Origin of the sequence: Weizmannia sp. WK01 (genome assembly GCF_025905465.1) — a bacterium.
Taxonomy (GTDB): Bacteria; Bacillota; Bacilli; order Bacillales; family Bacillaceae_C; genus Weizmannia; species Weizmannia faecalis.
On record NZ_CP109616.1, the window covers coordinates 3,676,802 to 3,699,995 of the forward strand.

The 23,194-nt window shown below is 47.2% G+C and carries 25 protein-coding genes and 1 riboswitch; of the genes, 1 reads left to right on the top strand and 24 read right to left on the bottom strand.

The annotated features are described in order from the left end of the window. Window positions 1-26: 26 nt before the first annotated feature. The 13 genes from rplI to OF158_RS17485 form a co-directional block, all read right to left on the bottom strand. Entirely contained in the window at window positions 27-470 is a 444-nt protein-coding gene (rplI, locus tag OF158_RS17425) for a 50S ribosomal protein L9 (protein WP_014096625.1), read from the bottom strand. Continuing rightward, complete coding sequence (locus OF158_RS17430) at window positions 467-2,440, bottom strand: DHH family phosphoesterase (RefSeq protein ID WP_035183090.1); 1,974 nt, start codon at window positions 2,438-2,440, stop codon at window positions 467-469. Before OF158_RS17430 ends, rplI begins: the two co-directional genes overlap by 4 nt. Before the next feature lie 35 nt (window positions 2,441-2,475). Further along, the gene (locus OF158_RS17435; protein WP_142743397.1) at window positions 2,476-3,417 is read right to left on the bottom strand and encodes a YybS family protein; all 942 of its coding nucleotides are present in this window, start codon (window positions 3,415-3,417) and stop codon (window positions 2,476-2,478) included. Between the two features lie 157 nt (window positions 3,418-3,574). Next, complete coding sequence (gene rpsR / locus OF158_RS17440; RefSeq protein ID WP_013860883.1) at window positions 3,575-3,814, bottom strand: 30S ribosomal protein S18; 240 nt, start codon at window positions 3,812-3,814, stop codon at window positions 3,575-3,577. 44 nt (window positions 3,815-3,858) lie between these two features. Continuing rightward, a complete protein-coding gene (gene ssb / locus OF158_RS17445) occupies window positions 3,859-4,353 on the bottom strand; it encodes a single-stranded DNA-binding protein (RefSeq protein ID WP_014096622.1) in 495 nt (164 codons plus the stop codon). Window positions 4,354-4,414: 61 nt separating this feature from the next. Continuing rightward, the gene (gene rpsF, locus OF158_RS17450) at window positions 4,415-4,702 is read right to left on the bottom strand and encodes a 30S ribosomal protein S6 (protein ID WP_014096621.1); all 288 of its coding nucleotides are present in this window, start codon (window positions 4,700-4,702) and stop codon (window positions 4,415-4,417) included. 253 nt (window positions 4,703-4,955) lie between these two features. Further along, a complete protein-coding gene (gene ribE / locus OF158_RS17455; RefSeq protein WP_014096620.1) occupies window positions 4,956-5,426 on the bottom strand; it encodes a 6,7-dimethyl-8-ribityllumazine synthase in 471 nt (156 codons plus the stop codon). Between the two features lie 12 nt (window positions 5,427-5,438). Continuing rightward, window positions 5,439-6,632, bottom strand: coding sequence for a bifunctional 3,4-dihydroxy-2-butanone-4-phosphate synthase/GTP cyclohydrolase II (locus OF158_RS17460; RefSeq protein WP_035183084.1), 1,194 nt, complete (start codon window positions 6,630-6,632; stop codon window positions 5,439-5,441). Between the two features lie 17 nt (window positions 6,633-6,649). Next, entirely contained in the window at window positions 6,650-7,297 is a 648-nt protein-coding gene (locus OF158_RS17465; protein WP_035183081.1) for a riboflavin synthase, read from the bottom strand. Continuing rightward, a complete protein-coding gene (gene ribD / locus OF158_RS17470) occupies window positions 7,278-8,399 on the bottom strand; it encodes a bifunctional diaminohydroxyphosphoribosylaminopyrimidine deaminase/5-amino-6-(5-phosphoribosylamino)uracil reductase RibD (RefSeq protein WP_142010213.1) in 1,122 nt (373 codons plus the stop codon). The genes OF158_RS17465 and ribD overlap by 20 nt, the downstream gene beginning before the upstream one ends. 107 nt (window positions 8,400-8,506) lie before the next feature. Then, a riboswitch (FMN riboswitch) is annotated at window positions 8,507-8,646 on the bottom strand. A 74-nt stretch (window positions 8,647-8,720) separates the two neighbouring features. Then, entirely contained in the window at window positions 8,721-9,821 is a 1,101-nt protein-coding gene (gene ychF / locus OF158_RS17475) for a redox-regulated ATPase YchF (RefSeq protein WP_014096616.1), read from the bottom strand. A 160-nt stretch (window positions 9,822-9,981) separates the two neighbouring features. Next, window positions 9,982-10,182, bottom strand: coding sequence for a DUF951 domain-containing protein (locus OF158_RS17480; protein WP_013860891.1), 201 nt, complete (start codon window positions 10,180-10,182; stop codon window positions 9,982-9,984). Beyond that, entirely contained in the window at window positions 10,172-11,083 is a 912-nt protein-coding gene (locus tag OF158_RS17485) for a mechanosensitive ion channel family protein (RefSeq protein WP_014096615.1), read from the bottom strand. The genes OF158_RS17480 and OF158_RS17485 overlap by 11 nt, the downstream gene beginning before the upstream one ends. A 214-nt stretch (window positions 11,084-11,297) precedes the next feature. Here OF158_RS17485 and yyaC point away from each other — a divergent pair, with 214 nt between their 5' ends. Further along, window positions 11,298-11,921, top strand: coding sequence for a spore protease YyaC (yyaC, locus tag OF158_RS17490; protein WP_017550665.1), 624 nt, complete (start codon window positions 11,298-11,300; stop codon window positions 11,919-11,921). Window positions 11,922-12,138: 217 nt separating this feature from the next. Here yyaC and OF158_RS17495 read toward each other — a convergent pair whose 3' ends face one another. The 11 genes from OF158_RS17495 to rpmH form a co-directional block, all read right to left on the bottom strand. Continuing rightward, window positions 12,139-12,855, bottom strand: a complete 717-nt coding sequence (locus tag OF158_RS17495) for a DUF554 domain-containing protein (RefSeq protein WP_035183078.1) — start codon at window positions 12,853-12,855, stop codon at window positions 12,139-12,141. 39 nt (window positions 12,856-12,894) lie between these two features. Next, a complete protein-coding gene (locus OF158_RS17500; protein ID WP_035183075.1) occupies window positions 12,895-13,755 on the bottom strand; it encodes a ParB/RepB/Spo0J family partition protein in 861 nt (286 codons plus the stop codon). After that, window positions 13,748-14,509, bottom strand: a complete 762-nt coding sequence (locus tag OF158_RS17505; RefSeq protein WP_017550668.1) for a ParA family protein — start codon at window positions 14,507-14,509, stop codon at window positions 13,748-13,750. Before OF158_RS17505 ends, OF158_RS17500 begins: the two co-directional genes overlap by 8 nt. A 354-nt stretch (window positions 14,510-14,863) precedes the next feature. Then, complete coding sequence (noc, locus tag OF158_RS17510; protein WP_014096610.1) at window positions 14,864-15,721, bottom strand: nucleoid occlusion protein; 858 nt, start codon at window positions 15,719-15,721, stop codon at window positions 14,864-14,866. A 144-nt stretch (window positions 15,722-15,865) separates the two neighbouring features. Continuing rightward, window positions 15,866-16,582 (bottom strand): 16S rRNA (guanine(527)-N(7))-methyltransferase RsmG, encoded by a 717-nt coding sequence (gene rsmG, locus OF158_RS17515; RefSeq protein WP_014096609.1) that lies wholly within the window; start codon window positions 16,580-16,582, stop codon window positions 15,866-15,868. A 64-nt stretch (window positions 16,583-16,646) separates the two neighbouring features. After that, window positions 16,647-18,536 (bottom strand): tRNA uridine-5-carboxymethylaminomethyl(34) synthesis enzyme MnmG, encoded by a 1,890-nt coding sequence (gene mnmG / locus OF158_RS17520; protein WP_014096608.1) that lies wholly within the window; start codon window positions 18,534-18,536, stop codon window positions 16,647-16,649. Window positions 18,537-18,742: 206 nt separating this feature from the next. Next, window positions 18,743-20,128, bottom strand: a complete 1,386-nt coding sequence (gene mnmE / locus OF158_RS17525) for a tRNA uridine-5-carboxymethylaminomethyl(34) synthesis GTPase MnmE (protein WP_026683509.1) — start codon at window positions 20,126-20,128, stop codon at window positions 18,743-18,745. A gap of 302 nt (window positions 20,129-20,430) precedes the next feature. Beyond that, complete coding sequence (jag, locus tag OF158_RS17530) at window positions 20,431-21,054, bottom strand: RNA-binding cell elongation regulator Jag/EloR (RefSeq protein WP_014096606.1); 624 nt, start codon at window positions 21,052-21,054, stop codon at window positions 20,431-20,433. Beyond that, the gene (gene yidC, locus OF158_RS17535) at window positions 21,051-21,839 is read right to left on the bottom strand and encodes a membrane protein insertase YidC (RefSeq protein ID WP_014096605.1); all 789 of its coding nucleotides are present in this window, start codon (window positions 21,837-21,839) and stop codon (window positions 21,051-21,053) included. Before yidC ends, jag begins: the two co-directional genes overlap by 4 nt. A 106-nt stretch (window positions 21,840-21,945) precedes the next feature. After that, window positions 21,946-22,290 carry a ribonuclease P protein component gene (gene rnpA / locus OF158_RS17540; protein ID WP_014096604.1) on the bottom strand — a complete coding sequence of 115 codons (345 nt, stop codon included), beginning with the start codon at window positions 22,288-22,290 and terminating at the stop codon, window positions 21,946-21,948. Between the two features lie 98 nt (window positions 22,291-22,388). Then, window positions 22,389-22,523: a 50S ribosomal protein L34 gene (gene rpmH / locus OF158_RS17545; protein WP_003397591.1), complete on the bottom strand. Its 135-nt coding sequence runs from the start codon at window positions 22,521-22,523 to the stop codon at window positions 22,389-22,391. Window positions 22,524-23,194 lie beyond the last annotated feature (671 nt).

Below are 23,194 nucleotides of genomic sequence, written 5' to 3' on the forward strand. Positions count from 1 at the left end.
AAAAAGAAAGCTGGTAAAATACGTTTCTATTCGGAAACGTGGACATTGAGCACTGCCGTTACGTTATGATGTAATCTGACCGGCACTTTCGTGTAACCCAAAGTGCGGATCGCATCCGGCAGCTCTATTTTTCTTTTATCCACCTGAATCTGGAAGCTTTTTTTCAGTTGTTCAGAGATTTGTTTGCTTGTAACCGAGCCGAACAGTCGCCCGTCCTGGCCCGATTTGGCTTTGATTTCAACCGTTATGTTCTCAAGTTTCTCTTTTAATTTTTTGGCTTCTTCCAGTTCTTCCTGCGCCAGTTTTTCTTCTTTCCGTTTTTGGGCTTCCATGCTTTTCAGATTGGCAGGCGTCGCTTCTATTGCCGCCCCGTTTTTGAACAAATAATTGTGGGCATAACCATCCGCCACATTTTTAATGTCTCCTTTTTTTCCTTTGCCTTTTACGTCTTTCAGGAATATGACCTTCATGATTGCTGACTCCCTTCCATATACTCTTCTATCACTTGAATGAGCTTTTCTTCTGCCTCATCAACCGTTATATTTTTCATCTGGGTGGCTGCATTGGAAAGGTGCCCGCCGCCATCCAGCGTTTCCATAATGATTTGCACATTGACGCTTCCAAGCGACCTTGCGCTGATCCCCACTTCATTCTCGCTGCGCCGTCCGATGACAAAAGAAGCATCGACGCCGTTCATCATTAAAATCGTATCGGCAGCCTGCGCCATTAAAACAGGGGAATAAATGGTTTCATTTTTCCCTTTTGCCACCGCGATGCCGTTTAGCGGAAATTTAACGGTTTCCACAAGCTTGGCGCGCTGGATATACGAACGCAAATCTTCTTTTAAAAATTTTTGTACAAGCACCGTATCGGCACCCTGGGCACGAAGATAGGATGCTGCATCAAACGTCCGTGAGCCTGTCCGCAATGTAAAACTTTTTGTATCCACTATTATACCAGCAAGCAGGGCAGTTGCTTCAAGCATATTGATTTTGCCGTTTTTCGGTTGGTATTCCATCAATTCGGTTACAAGTTCGGATGTCGAAGAGGCGTACGGTTCCATATAGACAAGCAGCGGGTTTTTAATAAAGTCTTCCCCGCGGCGGTGATGGTCAATGACAACGACATTTTCAATCCGCCTGACGATTCGTTCATCGATGACAAAGGAAGGCTTGTGCGTATCAACGACAACAAGCAATGTGTCATCCGTCGCCATTTCAAGCGCCTCATCCGGTGTAATGAAGCGGGCATACAAATCCGGATACTGTTTTATTTCCCCAAGCAGCCGCTTGACACTTGTGTCCGTTTCACTCGGATTTAAAATAATATAGCCGTCTTTTTGGTTGATTTCCGCCACTTTCCGGATGCCGACAGCCGCTCCGATGGCATCCATATCCGGAAATTTGTGGCCCATGATCATCACTTTGTCTCTTTCCATCATGAGTTCCCGCAGCGCATGGGAAATCACGCGGGCCCGGACCCTTGTCCGCTTTTCAACCGGATTTGTTTTGCCACCGTAAAATTTCACTTTTCCGTTCGCCTGCCGGATGGCAACCTGGTCACCACCGCGCCCGAGGGCAATGTCGAGACTCGATTGGGCAAGCTCCCCAAGTTCGGGGAGGGACGGGACACCTGCGCCAACCCCGATGCTCAAAGTCAGCGCCACGTTTTGCTTCGCTGTGGCCTCCCTGACTTCATCAAGAATCGAGAATTTATTGTCTTCCAATTCATGCAAAATCCGTTCATTAAATACCGCAATAAATTTATCAGACGAAATTCGTTTAAAAAACAGGCCGAACTCCATTGTCCATTTGTTTAAAATCGAGGTCACGAGACTGTTCAGGCTGCTGACAGACTGGTCGTCCATGCCTTGTGTCACTTCATCATAGTTGTCCAAATAAATAATGGCGATCACGGTCCGTTCATCTTCATACAACTGCTCGACTTCGGCCTGTTCCGTAATGTCGAAAAAATAAAGCAGCCGCTCTTCCAGTTTCAGGACAACCCTGTACTTCCTTTCATTCAGACTAATCGTCTCGGAATGCATTTCCTGCTTAATCAGCGGTACGAGCACTTCCGCTACATCATAAAGGGAACGCCCGACAAGTGTATCTTCATTAAAGCAGGAGGCCATAAACGGATTTGTCCATTCAATGATGTAATCTTCATTGTACAGCATGATCCCGATCGGCATTTCCATCAGCGCTTCTTCACCGACGCGTTTGACCCGGTAGGAAAGATTGGAGATATAGCGTTCGATTTCTTCGCTCGACCGTTGTTCCACGTAAAATGCGCAGTAGGATAACGCCCCGAGCACAACAATGCCGGCTGCCGTTATCCACCAGTGGTAAAAGAAAATAATACCGAGCAGGATGAGAGACACTGCAATTAAGCCGTATAACGGATAGCGCATGAACCGTTTATTGTAGTAAGAAGGCATACCTTCAGCTCCTATATTGAGAAACTAAGAAAGGGTCACTTTTGAATCATCCGCCTGAAATCAAATCCTAAATCCATTATACCGAATATCATAACAAGATAAAGCAGCGGGCTGAATATGATTGATAAAATGACGGCGAAAGCCAGTAACCCTTTTGGCCATTTTTTCTCGTGGCTGACAAAGCTTATAAAAGCGTACCCCTGCAGCAAAATGAGAATTTGGAAAATCAGCATCAGATTCAGAACCGCTTTTGCAAAGAAGCTGCCCGTGTCCCCGTGCATCAGCAGGTTGGCCACCATTGCCAGAATGAAATACCATAAGATATTTCCCGGCAGCCGCATTTCGCGGAAAGGTTGAAAGGACGGAACCGGGACACCGAAACGTTTGGCGATTGGAAAGTTCACAGAAATGAGCACAAAAACGGCGATAAAGGCAGAAAGCAATAACAAGCTCGGCAAATAGACAGAGTACATCTGGCTTGCGGCATCGGCCATTTGCGCAAACCTGTCCTCATAGGCCTGTGATTCCCCCAGACTGTTGACAAGCGCTTTTGACTGTTCAATTGACTGCTGCATGATTTTTAAGTTTTCCGCGATGATATTCAAGTGGAAAAACTTCAGGGTGGCAAACAGCCCGATGATCGTGATGGCTAAAAAGGTCAGGCTGGTTGCTATGTATATAAATAATTTAGATTTTTTTCGCTGAATAGCGTATCCCATAACAAATCCAATACAAACGAAAAAAACGGCCATTGGGATTGCCATGACTGTTCCCATAATGGCAGACACAAGCAAACAAACCAGACAGAAGACAAGAATTGAACGCAAAGAATATTTGGCACAAAACAGGATAAAAGGCAGCGGAAGAAAAACCAGAACAATTATCCGGATCACCGGGACATGCAATGCAACAAGCAGCATGACGCCGAAAACCGCTGCAAGCATTGCCCCTTCTGTCAGCATTCTTGTTTTTTTCACACGCATGCTCCCTTCAAAAAAACCATCATTTCCCCTCATTTTACCATAACCCATCCATGAAGCAAAAATATAATGAAATGAAAAAAGACAACCTGAAAACAGGGTGTCTTTTTTCGTTCATATATTGAAGGAAAAATCCGGGTGATTTTTCCGCTGCTTATTTGTCTTCTGCAACATAAGGAAGCAACGCCATTTGACGTGCGCGTTTGATTGCAGTTGTCAATTTACGTTGGTATTTTGCACTTGTACCCGTTACACGACGAGGAAGAATTTTTCCTCTTTCAGAAATGAACTTTTTCAGCAAGTCCACATCTTTATAGTCGATATGGGTAATATGGTTCGCTGTAAAGTAGCATACTTTCCGGCGTTTCCGTCCGCCTCTGCGTCCACCTGCCATTTTTTCACCCTCCTTTTTATCACAACTTTACGGGTCTTCCCGCATTAAAACGGAAGATCATCATCAGAGATGTCAATCGGTTGTCCATCATTTGAGAACGGATCTTCATCAGGCTTTGAATCATTACGCTGATACTGATTTTGATTCTGATTGTACCCCGGGAAAGCACTCCCTTGGTTGTTCCCGTAATTCTGGCTGCTGCCGCGTTCCTGATTCGCACTTCTCGGTTCAAGAAACTGGACGCTGTCTGCCACGACCTCTGTGACATACACGCGCCGGCCGTCCTGAGCTTCGTAGTTGCGTGTCTGAATCCGGCCGTCTACGCCTGCCAGACTTCCTTTTTTTAAGTAGTTGGCCACATTTTCAGCCTGCTTTCTCCAAACAACACAATTGATGAAATCCGCTTCCCTTTCCCCCTGCTGGTTTGTAAACGTACGGTTTACAGCCAGGGTAAAAGTAGCAACCGCTACTCCGCTCGGCGTATAGCGCAAATCGGGATCTTTTGTCAGCCTGCCTACGAGAACAACACGGTTCAACATCAGAATCAACCCCTCTCATGATTCAAAATCCGTTTCACGTGAAACGTTTTATCGTTAAAAATTATTCTTCTTCTCTTACAACAATGTGGCGGATAATATCACCGTTAATCTTCGCCAGACGGTCAAATTCCTGGACTGCAACCGGTTCAGCATTCACGTTGATGATATGGTAGTAACCATCACGGAAGTCCTGAATCTCGTATGCAAGACGGCGTTTTCCCCACTCTTTCGATTCGATGATTTCCGCACCCTGGTTGTTGAGGACATTGTCAAAACGCTCAACAAGCGCTTTTTTTGCCTCATCCTCAATATTTGGGCGGATAATGTACATAATTTCGTACTTTCTCATCTGTTTGTCACCTCCTTATGGACTATGCGGCCCTTTTATTCAAAAGGGCAAGGAGCAATGGTTCAAGCATTCATTACTCACAAGTCGTAAGTATACCATATCCCGCAGGCAAAATCAATTGTCTTAAGACTCCATCCCGCTTTTTGCTATCGCTGACATCCCTATTTTATCAAACATACGTTCCTTTCGCAAGGGCTTTTTTATAAAACGGACTTAAGTTTTTACATCAAAAGCAATAACACCCTTTTCAAATTTATGCTTCTATTTTCCGGATGACATTCGCCATTTCGATCGCGCTCACTGCCGCATCCCAGCCTTTATTGCCTGCTTTCGTCCCGGCTCGCTCAATCGCCTGTTCAATCGTGTCGGTTGTCAGAATCCCGAAAATGACAGGTGTTTCTGTAGAAAGGCTTGCATGGGCGACTCCTTTTGCCGCTTCTGCACTTACATATTCAAAATGCGGGGTCGCGCCGCGGATCACCGCGCCAAGTGCCAATACGGCATCATATTTGTCCGTTTCTGCCATTTTTTTTGCCGCCAGCGGGATTTCAAACGCGCCCGGTACCCAGGCAAGATCAATTGCTTCTTCTTTAACGCCATGCCTTAATAATGCATCCTTTGCCCCGCTTACAAGCCTTGTTGTAATGAATTCATTAAAGCGGGCAGCAACCATGCCGATTTTTAAGCCGGTTCCAACCAGATTGCCTTCAAATATTTGTCCCATTTTGATCTCCTCCTATATATGCAGCAAATGCCCCATTTTTTCCGCTTTCGTACGCAAATATCCTTCATTTTCACGGACAGGCGCGATTTCAACCGGCACTCTTTCCGCAATTCGGATACCGTAACGCGTTAATGCCTCCACTTTATCAGGATTGTTTGTTAAAAGCCGGACTTGTGTTGCCCCGAGATCTTTTAAAATTTGCGCAGCGATGCAGTAGTCGCGCATATCTGCCGGAAATCCAAGCCGGCGGTTGGCCTCCACTGTATCCAATCCTTTTTCCTGCAGCCGGTAAGCTTTCAATTTATTCAGAAGCCCGATCCCCCGGCCTTCCTGACGCATATAAACGAGGACACCGCGCCCTTCTTTTTCAATTCGCGCAAGGCTCCGGGCAAGCTGCGGGCCGCAGTCGCAACGGAGGGAACCGAAACAATCACCGGTCAGGCATTCGGAATGGATCCTTGCCAGCACCGGCTCTTCACTGCTTACTTCCCCTTTTATAAGGGCAACATGTTCTCCCCCTGACAGCAAATCTTTGTAACCGGCAGCCCGGAACGTGCCGTAACGCGTCGGCAGCGTGATTTCCGCTTCTTTTTGAATCAGTTTCTCATGTTTTTTTCTGTACTCGATTAACGATTGGATCGTCACCAGTTTTATGCCGGAATTTTTGGCGATTTCCTCCAGCTGGGGAAGGCGGGCCATCGTGCCGTCTTCATTCATGATTTCGCATATTACGCCTGCCGGATTTGCGCCTGCCAGTTTTGCCAGGTCAACGGCTGCTTCCGTATGGCCAGACCGTTCCAGGACGCCGCCTGCTTTGGCCACTAACGGGAAAATATGCCCCGGCCGGTGAAAGTCTTCGGCTTTTACCGCGTCTTCTGCCAGGTGCCGGACCGTTTTGGCACGTTCAAATGCGCTGATGCCGGTCCGGGTGGCAGCATGGTCAATGCTCACGGTGAAGGCCGTTTCATGGCTGTCGGTATTTTGCCGTGCCATCGGGTAAAGATCGAGCTGCCGTGCTTTTTCCGCCGTAATCGGTGCACAGATGAGCCCGCGTCCTGCTTTGGCCATCAAATTGATCATTTCCGGTGTCGCTTTTTCCGCAAGGCCGATAAAATCACCTTCGTTTTCCCTATTTTCATCATCGACGGCAATCACGACTTTTCCGGCCTTTAAGTCTTCTACTGCTTCTTCAATGGTATGAAACAAGTTTTTCACCCCTTTGTTTACATAAAACCTTGGTCTTTTAAGAGCGCCATCATGCCGCTCTCTTTTTCCGCCCGTTCTCCGTTCCTGAACAGCCCTGCCATATACTTGGCCAAAATATCGCATTCAATATTCACGGCATCGCCAATCTTTTTTTCCGGCAATATCGTATGCTGCTGCGTATGCGGCACCAATGAAACGGTTAATTGCCCGTCCGCAGCCCCGAACACAGTCAGGGAGGTGCCGTCGAGTGCAACCGAGCCTTTTGGGATCAGAAAGGCGGACAGGGAGGAGGGAACAGAAATCGTGATATAAACGGCATTTTCCATCCTTTGTTTCAAACAGACCGTGCCCGTGCCATCAACATGCCCTGTGACAAAATGCCCGCCGAACCGCCCGCCTGCAGCCATTGCTCGTTCAAGGTTGACTTTGCTGCCGATGTTCAGCCCGGCCAATGCCGTGCTGAAAAATGTTTCAGGCATGACATCAGCCGTAAATGCATTTGGCGTATAGGAAGTGACGGTTAAGCAAACACCGTTCACTGCAATGCTGTCGCCAGGCCGTACATCTTGGAGAACCGTCCTGGCCTGTACGGCAAGCTTAAGGGAGCGGGGGCCTCTTTCCACACGTTTCAATATGCCAATTTCTTCAATAATCCCTGTAAACATGCGCCGGCACCTCCTTTTGGACGGCAGCCGTAATTTTTAAATCCGGTCCGATCTGTTCCACTTTTTCAAACCGGAGCGGCAAAGCATCGGCCACCTTGCCAAACCCGTGTCCGCCGAAAGGGGACGGCGCGTTTTTCCCGCCGATCACTTTCGGGGCAATGTAAAAAATATACTGTTGCACTGCGCCTTCTTTTAAAAATGAGCCGTTTACTGCCGCGCCGCCTTCGACGAGTAAAGTCATGATGCCTTTTTCCCCGAGCGCTGCTAACACGTCACGGATCAAGAGGCGGGCATGCGGCATGCGGACCACTTCGACATCAAGCTGCTTCAGACATTGTTCTTTTTCTTTTGGTGCATCGCTTCCGCAAAAAATAATGGTTGGCGCATCGCCGCTTAGCACTTTCGCTTCCGGCGGGATGCGCAAATGGGTGTCTAATACAATGCGAATAGGATTTTTCCTGGAATGGGGCAAACGTGTGGTGAGAAGGGGGTTATCATGGAGAACGGTTTGTATGCCGACAAGTATTGCATCATGCCTGCTTCTTAACCGGCGGGCATCACGCCTTGCTTCTTCACTTGTGATCCATTTGCTGTCACGGGTTTCAGATGCAATTTTTCCGTCTGCCGTCATGGCGGTTTTGACAGTGACAAACGGTGTTTTCGTTTGAATAAAGTGGAAAAAAGGGCGGTACAACTTTTCCGCTTGTTCCTTCAATATCCCGGTTTCCACTTTTACTCCGGCTTGCCTGAGCTTTTCTATTCCTTTGCCTGCGACAAGCGGATTGGGGTCCAATGCAGCGATATATACTGTTTTGATGCCTTTTTCAATTAAAAAATCTGCGCACGGCGGCGTCTTTCCGTAATGGGCACACGGCTCGAGCGTCACAAAAACTTCAGCACCCTCTGCAAGCGGCCCGGCCTGTTCCACCGCAAGCCTTTCCGCATGTTTTTCTCCCGCCTTTAAGTGGGCCGCCATCCCGGCGATCGTGCCGTTTTTCACGACGACACTTCCAACCGGGGGATTCGGGGAAGTCTGCCCGGCCACACTTTCGGCCAAATGGAGTGCAAGCTGCATATAATCTTCTTTTTGCAATCCTTTCATGCCTCCTGTATGCAATTTCCGCCAACATATACCCGTGAAAACAAAAAACCCGCACGAAGATGTGCGGGGCAAAACGGCATCATGAAATACACGTTCCAATGAAACGTTTGATCCTTCTCCCATCCAGACTGTCACTGTCGGCTTTGGAATTTCACCAAATCCACCGCATTCCGGAGAATACGGGTCACGGGCTTTGAGTTTCCTCATCACCGCCGGTCGGGAATTGCACCCTGCCCCGAAGGAAAATATTCGACTGATACCTATTTTAACGGATGATTTGAATTTTTTCAATACAATTTGAATATTCGTCCAAAAGTCCTGTTATACATTAAACCTGAAATGCATGACATCGCCGTCCTGGACAACGTAGTCTTTTCCTTCCAGGCGCACTTTTCCGGCTTCTCTTGCTGCTGCCACGCTGCCATATTTGATTAAATCTTCATACGACACCGTTTCAGCCCGGATAAACCCTTTTTCAAAATCGGAGTGAATAATGCCTGCGCATTGCGGGGCTTTCATGCCTTTTTTGAATGTCCACGCGCGGACTTCCGGTTCCCCAGCCGTAAAATAAGTCGCAAGGCCAAGCAGGCTGTAAGCAGCTTTAATCAGCTGGTCAAGTCCGGATTCCTGGATGCCGAGTTCGGTTAAAAACATCTTTTTCTCATCGTCATCCAGTTCGGCAATTTCTTCTTCAATGCGGGCACAGATGACAATCACTTCCGCGCCTTCCTGTTTGGCATATTCACGCACCTTCCCGACATACGGGTTTGCAGACGGATCCTGAATGTCATCTTCCCCGACATTGGCCACATACAAAACCGGCTTGCTTGTTAAAAGCTGGAACCCTTTGACGATTTTTTGCTGGTCTTCGGTCAGTTCCACCGCCCGTGCCGGTTTTTCCGCTTCAAAAGCCGCCTTTAATTTGGTCAGCACTTCATATTCGGCAACGGCTTCTTTATCCTTCTGTTTTGCGATTTTCTCTACACGCCCGATCCGCTTGTCCACCGTTTCAAGATCGGCCAGGATCAATTCAAGATTGATCGTTTCGATATCATCAATCGGATCGACTTTCCCGGAAACATGTGTAATGTTCTCGTCCTCAAAACAACGAACGACATGGCAGATTGCGTCCACCTGGCGGATATGGGAAAGAAACTTATTCCCGAGCCCTTCCCCTTTGCTTGCGCCTTTGACGATCCCGGCAATATCCGTAAATTCAAAAGTGGTCGGGACCGTTTTTTTCGGATGGTACAGTTCTGTTAATTTTTCCAGCCGTTCGTCCGGCACTTCCACCATGCCGACATTCGGGTCAATTGTACAAAACGGATAGTTCGCAGATTCGGCCCCGGCTTTTGTAATCGCATTAAATAAAGTCGATTTTCCGACATTCGGCAAACCGACAATTCCGGCTGTTAACGCCATTTTATGTCCACTCCTTCAAACATTCTCGTATCTTTCAAGTTTTTCCCGGCTGTATCAAAAACCCCCGGGGTGCCACCGGATGCGCCCGGTTAACATGTTTCGTTTGCCGGCCTTATTTTAACCGCACCCCGGCTCCCAAAAAAAGACACCCATAAAAGGGCTATGCTTCTTCGTGCTTAACGAGGATTTTTTTCAGTTTGCGGGCAAATTCCCTGCGTGGCAGCAGCACGCTATGTCCACATCCTTCACATTTAATGCGGATATCCGCCCCCATCCGGATAATTTTCCAGCGGTTTGTGCCGCACGGATGCTGCTTTTTCATTTCCACAATATCATACAACCCGAAATTTTTATCTTCCATGTTCATCCCCCTTTAGAAATTGGCCGGCCAATGCCTCTTCTTTCTCAGTACGGGAATAAGTCACCATTTTCGGATAAGGTGCATGGATGCGATTTTCGTCCAATGCTTTTTTAATTTCTTTTTTCAGCACTCTCGCAATATACCAGTGTGCCATCGGGAGGGTTTCCGCTACCACCCTGAGTGTAACATCCGTGGTGCCGAGCTGCTGGACGCCCAACAGTTCAGGCTCTGTCACGACCTCTTCGTGCTGTCCGGCAAATGACACCAGTATTTCCTGAATGGCCGCTTCCGCTTTATCGATATCCTCTTCGTACGGAATACGGACATCCACAACGGCAACGCTGTTATGAATGGACAAATTGGTGACTTCGGAAATATTGCCGTTCGGAATGATGTATAATTCGCCGGTCCAGTTTTTGATTTTTGTTGTCCTGAGCCCGATTTCTTCCACAACGCCTTCGTATTTCCCGACCTGCACCGTATCACCGACCGAAAACTGGTCTTCAAAGATAATAAAGAATCCGGAAATAACGTCTTTTACAAGGCTTTGCGCCCCGAACCCGACAGCCAGCCCGACAATTCCGGCACCGGCCAGAAGCCCCTGGACATTGATGCCGAGAATGGACAAAATCGTGACAATGGCAACAAACCAGACGAGATAGGTCAGTGTGTTCACCATCAGCCGCAACAACGTGGCCTCGCGCCGCTCTGAAAACCGGAGAGGGGCTTTGGCACGGACTGCAAAAATTTTGCCAATCGCCTTTTTGCCGAATTTAATGACAAGCGATGCGACAAGCATCACCACAATGATCTTCAGCACTGTCTCCCCGATTTCGATCCATGTATCTTCATTTAACCACTTGGATGTGAGGTGTTTGAGATATGTCTCAAAATGGCCCATATTCCACCAACCTTCATTTCTTTTAACGTTATTGTAACAAAAAAACCGCGCTTGCTCGACAACCGGCTCCGCTTTTCAAAAATTACCTTTTTGATTGGCGGCTGAATCAAGTGTAAAACTGCCGGTTGCGGGTATCAAAAAAGAGATATGTTAAATGTATAGATTTTTTTGATTTTCCGTATACTGGTACTATTACAAAGAGGGAGTGGCTGATATGAATCTGAGAAAAGGACAATTGGAATTCAGCGGCAATCGTATCAAGGTATTTCATGATGATGTTCTGGCAAAAGAAATTATATCCAATCATATTTTATCAGCACTTCCGAAAAGTACAAACAGGGAATTGGTGGTGGTCTGCATCGGCACCGACCGTTCCACCGGGGACTCGCTCGGGCCTTTAACGGGCACTTTTTTGGAAGAAACAGGTCTGTCCTGCTTCAACGTATACGGAACGCTCGATAAGCCGGTTCATGCTTTAAACCTTGAAGAAAATATGGAAAGGATTTATCAAAAGCACCACGACCCCTTCGTCATTGCCGTCGATGCCTGCCTTGGAAAAATGAAGAGCGTCGGCATGATCCAAATCGGCGACGGTCCGGTGAAACCGGGGGCGGGTGTAAAGAAAGATTTGCCTCCTGTTGGCGACATCCACATTACAGGAATTGTGAACATCAGCGGTTTTATGGAGTTTACCGTCCTTCAGAATACCCGTTTAAATCTTGTTCTGAAAATGGCAAAACTAATCGCTGCAGGCATCAGCCGTGCCAATCTGCATCTTCAATATCAAAACGCCATGATTTCCATGAACAGCGGACAGGCGAAGGAGAAAATGATTTAAGTGATCCAGAAACAGCAACATTTTTGAAACCGTTTATCCGAAATTCCCCGGTGAACGCAAACTTCTATACCATAAAAATCGGAATCAGATGAATGAATAAGCCGGCAACCTGTATGGCCCGGGATCCGGCAAAAAGGATCCGCAACTTCAGTAAGTTTCTGCCGGTTCACATTCATACTTCAACCGATAAACAGGTGTTGCTTCATTCCTGTAAAATTCAGCCAAAAACCGTATGATAAGCATGTAACAGGCCGATGAGCACGGCAACCACCACGATGCCCGGCAATAAATTCGCCACCCTGATTTTGGCAAGCCCCGCAATATTTAAACCGATAGCAAAAATCATAATTCCGCCGGTTGCCGTCATTTCGGTAATAAACGAATGCAGCACCGGTGCTGGGACAAGCCGGTTAATTTGCGTGGCAAATAACGCAATGGCACCTTCATAAAGGATCACCGGAACAACCGAAAAAATCACCCCAAAACCGAGGGTTGAAGATAAGATCAGTGCTGTGAAACCATCCAGAACAGATTTCGTGTACAGTACCGTATGGTCGTCCCTGATTCCGCTGTCCAATGCTCCGAGAATGGCCATCGCGCCAATCACAAAAACGAGCGTTGCCGTCACAAAGGCTTCGGCCGTACTGCCCTGTCCGCTGTTTCCAAACTTTTTTTCCAGCCAGGCACCGAGCCCGTTCAAATGGGCTTCGAGCCGCAGCATTTCGCCGATGACTGCGCCAATCACAAGGCTTAATATTACGATAATATACTGTTCACTTTTCAGCCCCATTCCGAGCCCCAGCACCATCACCGCAAGCCCGATCGCCTGCATCACGGTGCCTTTCATTTGCTCCGGAATATGGTTTAACAGCCTTCCGATAAAAGAACCGACCACAATGCTCAGCCCGTTTACAATTGTCCCCAGCAATACCATCTAATTCACCCGTTTTTATCTCTTTATCTTTGTATATCGTTACGGTTCCTGTTCAAAACCGGCATCCAGCAATTGTAAAATCCGCTCTAAATCTTCATTGGACATAAATTCAATTTCAATTTTTCCTTTTTTCTTTGTCCGCTTAATATGGACGGTTGTCCCAAACTTTTCGCGCAGAACCGTTTCGTGTTCCTGGATAAAAATATCTTTTTCCTGCTTGTCTTTCTTCGTTTCACGTGAAACATTCCGGTTCAGCTGCTGGACAAGCTTTTCCAGCTGGCGGACACTTAATCCTTCGGCAATAACCTTTTCCGCAATTTCCTCCATTTTTTCTTTCTTTTCCAGGCCAAGCAGCGTACGGCCGTGTCCCATCGAAAGTTTGCCTTTAGACATGGCCTCCTGGATGCTGACCGGCAAAGACAAAATACGGAGGTGATTGGCAATATAGGGCCGGCTTTTTCCGAGCCGTTTCGCCAGCTCGTCCTGTGTGACATTTAGTTTCTCAAGCAAAAACTGGTACGCATTGGCTTCTTCAATCGGCGTTAAATCTTCCCGCTGCAAGTTTTCGAGCACGGCAAATTCCATCATCTGCCGGTCGTTTAAATCGCGGACGACAACCGGCACCGTCGTAAGTTTTGCTTGTTTTGCGGCTCTGTATCTCCGTTCCCCGACAATGATTTCGTATCCTTTAATGCTCTTGCGCACAATAAGCGGCTGCAGGATGCCATGCTGGAGAATGGATTCTTTTAATTCATTAAGCGCTTCGGGTTCAAAATTCTTCCGCGGCTGATAAGGATTCGGGCGCAATTCTTTAATATTGACTTCCTGCACGGCATCTTCTTTGTCAACGTCCATATTGGCAAACAACGCGTTAATGCCTTTTCCAAGTCCTTTAGCCATTTGCCGCCACTTCCTTTGCTAAGTCTAAATACACTTCCGCACCGCGCGATTTCGGGTCGTAAAGAATAATCGGCTGTCCGTGGCTCGGTGCTTCGCTTAACCGGATATTGCGGGGGATAATGGTACGGTACACTTTGTCCCTGAAATATTTTTTCACTTCTTCAATGACTTGGAGTCCTAAGTTGGTACGGGCATCTAGCATCGTCAGCAGCACGCCGTCAATCATCAGATTGTGATTCAAATGCTTTTGGACAAGCCTGACCGTGCTGAGCAGCTGGCTTAACCCTTCCAAAGCGTAATATTCGCACTGGACGGGGATAATGACGGCATCCGACGCGGTTAGCGCATTTAACGTCAATAGGCCGAGAGAGGGAGGGCAGTCAATGATAATATAATCATAATCGTCTTTAATGGCGCTGATCGCCCGCTTTAACCTGACTTCCCTTGAAATGGTCGGAACCAGTTCAATCTCCGCTCCCGCCAGTTGAATCGTTGCCGGCACGGAATAAAGCCCGTCCACGGCCGTTGCCCTGATTACTTCCTTTATATTCGCATCTTCCACTAACACATCATAAATACACTGCTGAACTTCGCCTTTATCAATTCCGGCTCCGCTTGTTGCATTTCCCTGGGGGTCGGTATCGACAAGCAAAACCTTCTTCCCGATGTATGCTAAGCAGGCACCCAAGTTGACAGAAGTGGTTGTTTTTCCTACGCCTCCTTTTTGATTGGCGATAGAAATCACTTTTCCCACGGTTGCCACCTACCTTTTTTGTCACGCTAGTCACGGCCCGTCTGCATTTGCAGAAACGGCAAACACGTAACTTTATTGTATCAAAGTTTGCAAGATTCGTTTACTGTAAACCGAAAAAAGGTTGTTTCAAGTTTTTTCGGCAGTTGGAAATCAGGAGGCGCGGCTTCCATGCCAAAGCTTGCGCCCATGCTAAAAAAGAACGCAGGACCACCGCCGAAACCAGGAAAAAGGGCTTTGTAAAGCTAAGGCAGGCAGCACAAACCTGGCGGGCGTAAGCCGGTTTTATTTTATCGGAATAGGATAGGAAATGACCTGCACCTGAAAAAAAGAAACCTGTCATCCAAGTTTCTTTTATTAGGATTTCGCCTTTTTCGGGATCCGGATCGTAATTTGATAGTAGTCCTCGAAATCTTCTTCTTTTGAATCGAGATTGATCCCGGAATCGGTCACCATCGAAACAGACTGGCGGATCGTATTGACAGCAATGCGCATATCTTTGCTGAACGCCTGTCTGCGCGGCTTTGCTTTTTTTTCCGGCTTATTCATCATACGGGTAACATACTCTTCCGTTTGTTTCACATTTAAATTTTTTGCGAGTATTTCATTGAGGACGCGAACCTGTTTTTCTGCCTCTTTTAAAGGAATCAATGCCCGTGCATGGCGTTCCGTGATCTGTTTTTGCAAAAGGGCTTCCTGCACTTCCGGGGGCAATTTCAAAAGGCGCAGTTTATTTGCAACCGTTGATTGCCCTTTGCCAAGGCGCTGTGCCAGTGCTTCCTGGGTCAAATGGTGAAGCTCCAAAAGTTTTCCGTAAGCCATCGCTTCTTCAATCGGCGTCAGTTCTTCGCGTTGCAGGTTCTCAATTAAAGCAATCGAGGCTGTTTCTGTATCGCTCATATTTTTTATGATGGCAGGCACAGTTTCCCAGCCCAGTTTCCGGACAGCCCGGAATCTTCTTTCCCCCGCAATGATTTCATACTGGCCTGCTTCGTATTCGCGGACAACGATTGGCTGGATGATGCCATGGGTGTGGATCGTTCTTGCAAGTTCATCTATTTTCTCTTCATTAAAAATGGTCCGTGGCTGAAACCGGTTCGGAATAATACAGGAGACGGAGATATTTTTAATCTCTTCATTTTCATTCTCTGCTTCCAGTTCTTCTTCTCCGATTTCTTCCTCCACTCCGAAAAAACGAGAGAAAGGATGCTTCATTCACTGTACACCACCTTATAAATTCTCCCTAACTACTTATTCTCTATTATAAGACAAGTTCCTGCCAAACTCCCGGCGATTTTTCGAACAATCTCTCTCATTTTAGCGCATCATCCCGATTTCCGGCACGGTAAAACGCCCGCCTTATTCAAGCGGGAGTTTTGCCGGGGTTCCCGGCTTGCGGGGGTATTTTTTCGGCGTTTTCTTTACCTTTTTGACGACAATGAGGTTTCTTTCACTTTCTTCAACCGGCAAGGTAAAGTGGTATACGTTCTCCGTTTTTCCGCCGAGGAGACGGATCGCTTTTTCCGCTTTTTCGAGCTCTTCTTTGGCATGCTGGGCTTTCATCGCGATAAATCTGCCACCGGGTTTCACAAGCGGCAGGCACAGTTCGGAGAGGACGGACATTCTGGCAACCGCCCTTGCCATGACCACATCATATTGTTCGCGGTGTTCCGGTTTTTTGGCAAAAGTTTCAGCCCTGTCGTGAAAAAGAGAAACTTCTTTTAAGCCGAGCGCTTCTGTTAAATGGCCGAGAAACGTAATCCGTTTTTGCAATGAATCGACAATCGAAAGCCTTAGTTCCGGAAAACAGATTTTTAACGGGATGCCCGGAAAGCCTGCGCCGGCGCCGACATCGCAAACGTGCAGCGGGCCGTTAAAATCGGTAAAAAAGGCGGCTGTCAGCGAATCATAAAAATGTTTGAGATACACTTCCCCTTTTTCCGTAATCGCCGTTAAATTCATTTTGTTGTTCCAGTCAACAAGCCATTTATAATACGTTTCAAACTGCTGTTTTTGTTCCTCGCTTAAGGGAATGCCTTTTTCAGCCAATAATGGAATGAATTGTCCGCTGTCCATTTTTCCATCCTTTCGGTTGATATGTAAAAAAAGGGAGAAGCCGGAAAAACCCGGGCTTCATGCCTTATCCAGGGATTTTTGCAATTTTCCCCTGTTCAATGTAGACAAGTAAAATTGAAATATCAGCCGGATTTACGCCGGAAATGCGTGATGCCTGGGCAATCGAGATCGGGCGCACTTTGTTTAATTTTTGGCGCGCTTCCGTTGCCAGCCCGTGGATCGCATCATAATCAATATCAGACGGGATTTTTTTGTCTTCCAGCTTTTTCATCCGCTCAACTTGCTGCAATGATTTTGCGATATAGCCTTCATATTTGATCTGGATTTCCACCTGTTCTTCCACTTCAGGCGAAAGTTCCATTTCAGGCGGCACAAGCGCTTTGATATGTTCATACCGCATTTCCGGCCGTTTCAGGAGATCAGCGGCGTGGATGCCGTCTTTCAGTTCGCTTCCTCCTGCTTCCCGGATCAGTGTCTGTGTTTTTTCATCCGGTTTCAGAATGACGGATTTCAAACGCTTGATTTCCGCTTCAATCGCCTGTTTTTTCGCCGTAAATTTCCGGTAACGTTCTTCGGAAATCAAGCCAATTTGATAGCCGATTTCAGTCAGCCTTAGATCCGCATTGTCATGGCGCAACAGCAGGCGATATTCAGCACGGGAGGTTAAAAGGCGGTACGGTTCGCGTGTTCCTTTTGTGACCAGGTCATCAATTAAAACACCGATATAAGCATCGGAACGGCCAAGGACAAGTTCTTCTTTCCCCATTGCTCTTTGCGCTGCGTTGATGCCTGCAATAATCCCCTGCCCGGCTGCTTCTTCGTAACCGGACGTCCCGTTGATTTGGCCGGCTGTATAAAGGTTCTTCACTTTTTTCGTTTCGAGTGTCGGCCACAACTGCGTCGGCGTGATCGCATCATATTCAATTGCATAACCGGGGCGCATCATTTTTGCATGCTCCAGCCCTTCAATGGAGGCCAAAATTTCTCTTTGCACTTCTTCCGGCATGCTTGTTGAAAGCCCTTGTACATACACTTCTTCCGTGTGGCGGCCTTCCGGTTCCAGGAAGAGTTGGTGGCGGGGCTTGTCATGGAAGCGGACGACTTTGTCTTCAATCGATGGGCAATAACGCGGCCCCGTGCCTTTAATCATGCCGGAAAACATCGGCGCGCGGCCGAGATTGGCGTCAATAATGGCATGGGTACGCTCATTGGTGTAAGTCAGCCAGCAAGGAAGCTGGTCCGTAATCATCTTCGTCGTTTCATAACTGAAAGCCCGCGGTTCCAGATCGCCCGGCTGGATTTCCGTTTTGCTGTAATCGATCGTTTTGCCGTTTACGCGCGGTGGCGTCCCGGTTTTAAAGCGGACGAGGTCAAAGCCGAGTTCTTCCAGTTTTTCAGCGAGGGCAATGGAAGGCTGCTGGTTATTCGGGCCGCTCGAATATTTCAGTTCCCCGATAATAATTTCGCCGCGCAGGAACGTGCCGGTCGTCAGCACAACCGTTTTGGCTGTATATTTTGCGCCGGTTTTTGTAACAACGCCTTTGCAGACACCGTCTTCAAGGACCAGTTCTTCGACCATCCCTTGCAAAAGCGTCAAATTTTCCTGGTTTTCGATGGTTTTTTTCATTTCACGCTGGTATTCGACTTTATCCGCCTGAGCCCTGAGCGCCTGAACGGCCGGCCCTTTCCCGGTATTAAGCATCCGCATTTGAATATAGGTTTTATCGATATTCCTGCCCATTTCACCACCGAGTGCATCGATTTCGCGGACGACGATCCCTTTTGCCGGACCGCCGATCGACGGGTTGCACGGCATGTAGGCAATCATATCAAGGTTAATCGTGATCATTAACGTTTTGGCACCGATTCTTGCGGCGGCCAGGCCTGCTTCACAACCGGCATGCCCGGCGCCGACTACAATGACATCATAGTCTCCTGCATCGTATTGCCGCATGCTTATCACTCCTTTATTTTATAAAATCAACGGGCAAACGCCCTCCGCTTTTCTTTGTCTAGCTGCGGCTCCTAGCGGCGTACGGATTTTTACGTCTTCTCCTTTCGATAAGCGGGCATCGATTCGCCTACCGGCTCATCGTGTTTCCTTTATCTCGGTCGAAGACTACAAAATCCGTACGCCGCTATACAGTCGCCTCCGCTTTTCTATTTCCCGAGGCAGAATTGGGAGAAGAGTTGGTTCAGTAAGCTTTCCTGGACGGTGTCGCCGATGATTTCGCCGAGCAGGTCCCATGTCCGGGTCAGGTCGATTTGGATGATATCAATCGGGGTGTTGGATTGAATGCCGTTTTGCACATCTTGAATGGCTTCCAATGCCTGGTTCAAAAGCGCAATATGGCGGCTGTTTGATACATATGTCAGGTCGCCTGTTTCCATCTGCCCTTCAAAATACATCGCAGCAATCGCATCTTCCAATTTTTCCATGCCTTCCTCTGTTACAAGCGACGTGGTAAGGATTTTCGCGCCTTGTGCAAGTTCGCGGACGCTTTCCATCTCCACTTGATGCGGCAGGTCCCACTTATTTAAGATGACAATCACATCCATGCCTTCCACCGCTTCAAACAATGCCTCATCTTCCGGGCTGAGCGGCTCGGATGAGTTGATAACAAGCAAAATCAAATCCGCTTCCTTGAGCGCTTTCCGCGAACGTTCCACACCAATTCGTTCCACGATATCTTCTGTTTCGCGGATGCCTGCGGTGTCAATCAGGCGCAGCGGCACACCGCGGACATTGACGTATTCTTCGATCACATCGCGTGTCGTGCCGGGAATATCGGTGACAATTGCCTTATTTTCCTGGACAAGGCTGTTTAACAATGATGATTTTCCAACATTCGGGCGGCCGATAATAGCCGTTGACAACCCTTCCCGCAAAATTTTTCCCTGGTGCGCTGTCCGCAACAGTTTTTCGATTTCATTTTTGATGTACTGTGCTTTCTCTTCCAGCATGCGGTGCGTCATCTCTTCAACATCGTCGTATTCCGGATAATCAATATTGACTTCGATATGCGCGACGACTTCCAATATTTCCTGGCGCAACTTTTTGACCAGTTTCGACAATCTGCCTTCCATCTGGCCGATCGCCACGTTCATCGCTTTATCCGTTTTGGCGCGGATTAAATCCATGACTGCTTCCGCCTGTGAGAGATCAATGCGTCCGTTCAAAAACGCCCGTTTTGTAAACTCGCCCGGCTCAGCAAGGCGCGCACCGTTGTTTAAAACGAGCTGCAATACCCGGTTTACAACGACAAGCCCGCCATGGCAGTTGATTTCCACGACATCTTCGCGCGTGAACGTTTTCGGCGCTTTCATCACGCTTACCATCGCTTCCTCAACGGTTTCTCCAGTGTCCGGGTCGACAATTTTCCCATAATGGATCGTGTGCGAAGGGACATCCGCCAGTTTTTTTCCGCCGACACCTGCAAATAATCGGTTCGCAATTGCAATCGCATTTTCACCGCTTAGCCGGACAATCGAAATCGCTCCCTCTCCCATCGGCGTCGAGATCGCCGCAATTGTATCCATTTCCATTTTTTCACCCCGCTTCCTTTTTTGGTCATTTATATAAAAGATTGGCACTCTGTTTTCTTTTTTTTCACCTAACGTAATAGAATACCAAATTTTTTCGCAAATACAAGCGATATGTTCTTTTCCACAATCCACAAAAAGCCGATAACTCCATTTTAACTTATCCACATGTGAATAACAACGGCAGAAAAAGCTGATTACTCCAGGTTGTGGATATGCTGGTTTTTTTCAACCGGCAAAAAAGCTTTCCGTCCAGAGAGTGCGGCTAAAAAAAAGCCTCCCCCGGTTTCCCGGAAGGAGGCCGTTCAACGCTTTGCCAAATCAATGACAACATAACGTTTTGGTTCATTTCCTTCTGAATAGGTGATGACCTGTTTATGATGAGCGAGCGCACTGTGGATGATTTTTCTTTCATAGGATGGCATTGGCTCGAGCTTTACCGGCCGTCCGGTGCGCAAAACCTGGGCAGAAAGCCTTTCCGCAAGCCGGGTTAGCGCCTCTTCCCGCCTTTTCCGGTAATCGCCGATATTGAGCATCACTCTTTCATAATGCGGATAATACCGGTTCGCTGCCAGCTGCGTGAGAAACTGCAAAGCGTTTAATGTTTGTCCCCTTTTTCCGATCAGCAGTGGAAGATTTTCGCCTGTCACGTTAATATGCAATGTCCGGTCATGTTCTTCGAATTGAAGGCCGGGGGAAACCCCCATTTTTTCGATAATATTGCGCAAATATGAGAGCACTTGCTCAACCGGCGTCTCTTTCAGCCGGACATGGACCACTGCCGGTTTCGCGCCGAGCAGACCGAATATGCCTTTTTTGCCTTCATCAAGAATCTCAATCTCCACATTTTCTTTTTCCGTTTCAAGCTCGCGAAGGGCCTGGTTGACAGCATCTTCTACATTTTTCCCTGTTGAAGTCGTTTCCTTCATTTTTTCGTCCCCCTGGCTTTCGCGTTTTGGACAGGCATACTTGCAGTAGGACTTTTAATGAAATACGACTGGACAATCATGAAGATGTTCCCGACAATCCAGTACAGCGGCAGCGCGGACGGGAGCCCCACGCCGATTACAATAATCATAATGGGCATAAACCAAAGCATCATGTTCATTTGCATTTTCATTTGCGGATTTGCATCATAATTTCCCCCGGACATCATCACTTTTTGCTGGAGAAAGGTGGTGATCCCGGCAATCACAGCAAGCACATAATCCACGGATCCGAGATCAAACCAAAGAAAAGCGGATTCGCGGATAGCCGGCGTCCGGTTGATGGCATGGTAAAATCCGATTAAAATCGGCATTTGAATTAAAATCGGCAGGCATCCTGCGGCAGGATTGATATGGTACTCCTGATACAATTTCATCATTTCCTGCTGGAGTTTTTGCCGTGTTACCGCATCTTTTGAGGCATATTTTTCCTGCAGTTTTTTGATTTCAGGCTGGAGTGCCTGCATGGCTTTCGCACTTTTTAACTGGGTGATATTCAGCGGCAAAATGGCAAGGCGGATGATAATCGTAATCAAAATAATGGATAGCCCATAGCTGCCCCCCAGAAATTGGGCTGCCTTTATAATCAGCCAGGATAAGGGATATACAATATACTGGTTCCAGATTCCTTTGCTTTCCGGTGTGATATCCTGATTAAATTCCGTACAGCCGGCCATCACGGCGGCAAGGGCAAGTACCATTCCTGCCAGAAAAAACTTTTTTCCCAATCGTTTGTCCTCCCCTGTGTGAGATTTCAGCAAAAAACGCTTACTTTTTTAGATGATCCAAAGCAGCCGGATGCTGCCACACGCCCTGGCACTTCTTTCTTTTATTCTAACTTTTTTTAAGGACATGGGCTATTTTCAGGACATGGATTAAGCTCTTCTTGACTTCATGGTAATTCATCTCGGCCGCCGGTTTTCTGGCGATAATAATATAATCATATCCGGGCGGGATGTCTTCTTTCAACTCTAAAAACACTTGCCGGATATATCTTTTGATTTGATTTCTTTTGACGGCATTCCCCAGCTTCTTGCTGACGGAAAGCCCGATTCTGAAATGTTTTCGGTTTTCCTTTTCCAGCACGTATACAACAAACTGGCGGTTTGCGAACGACTTCCCGTGCTTGAAAACCTCCTGAAATTCTGTATTTTTTTTTATCCGATAAGATTTTCTCATATATACTCCTTCTGACCTGCCAACAGTGATGCAGTGAAAAAGCGGTGACCCCGAAACCGCCTTTTTTGTTAAAAAAAACCACTGAGACTTTTCAGTGGTTATGCGGATAATACTTTTCTTCCTTTGCGGCGCCGTCTTGCCAATACTTTGCGGCCGTTTTTTGTACTCATGCGCGCACGGAAGCCGTGGACTTTGCTTCTTTTTCTTTTATTAGGCTGATAAGTTCTTTTCATGTATGACACCTCCTCGAGGGAATTCGTTCGAATGATAAACGACAGTCTATATCATTATAATGACGAACTTTCCTGCTTGTCAAGGCTCTTCAAAACTTCTCACGTACCAGACTTTCATTTTCCCGCAGAAATAACGAGCCGTTTTTCCGGTTCCGCTTCCTTGCTTTTCCGGTCAAAACGGCTCGGGTTTCCGAAAAGAACGGGACATGATGATCACCCTTTGTCATCAGCCGCCATTTTTCCACATATCCGGTATGTGGATAATTTTTCGGTGAATTTTTAACTGTCCACAACAATTATTGACAAGTTTCACACAAATTCAGAGCGTGTGGATAATGTTTTTTCACACCTTTTGCGAATTGTGGATAATTTACAAAGATCATTGCAACACCTAAGATTATCTGTTATGATTATTGTGTTTTAACCCTGAATAACCGGTTGTGCATAACTTGTTCATCCACAGTTTGTGGATAACTTGTGGACAGTTTATCCAGACCAATGGAGTAAAGTTGTCCACAATTGGTGGATGCTGTCGAAAAACCGTATTTATTCCTTATTATATATTTTTCCACTATACAAACATATGCATGTTTATAAATGGCCGTAACCTTCGCCGAAACATTGTTACACAGACAGAGAGAATGGTTATTTTTCGTTTGATAAAAAGGAGG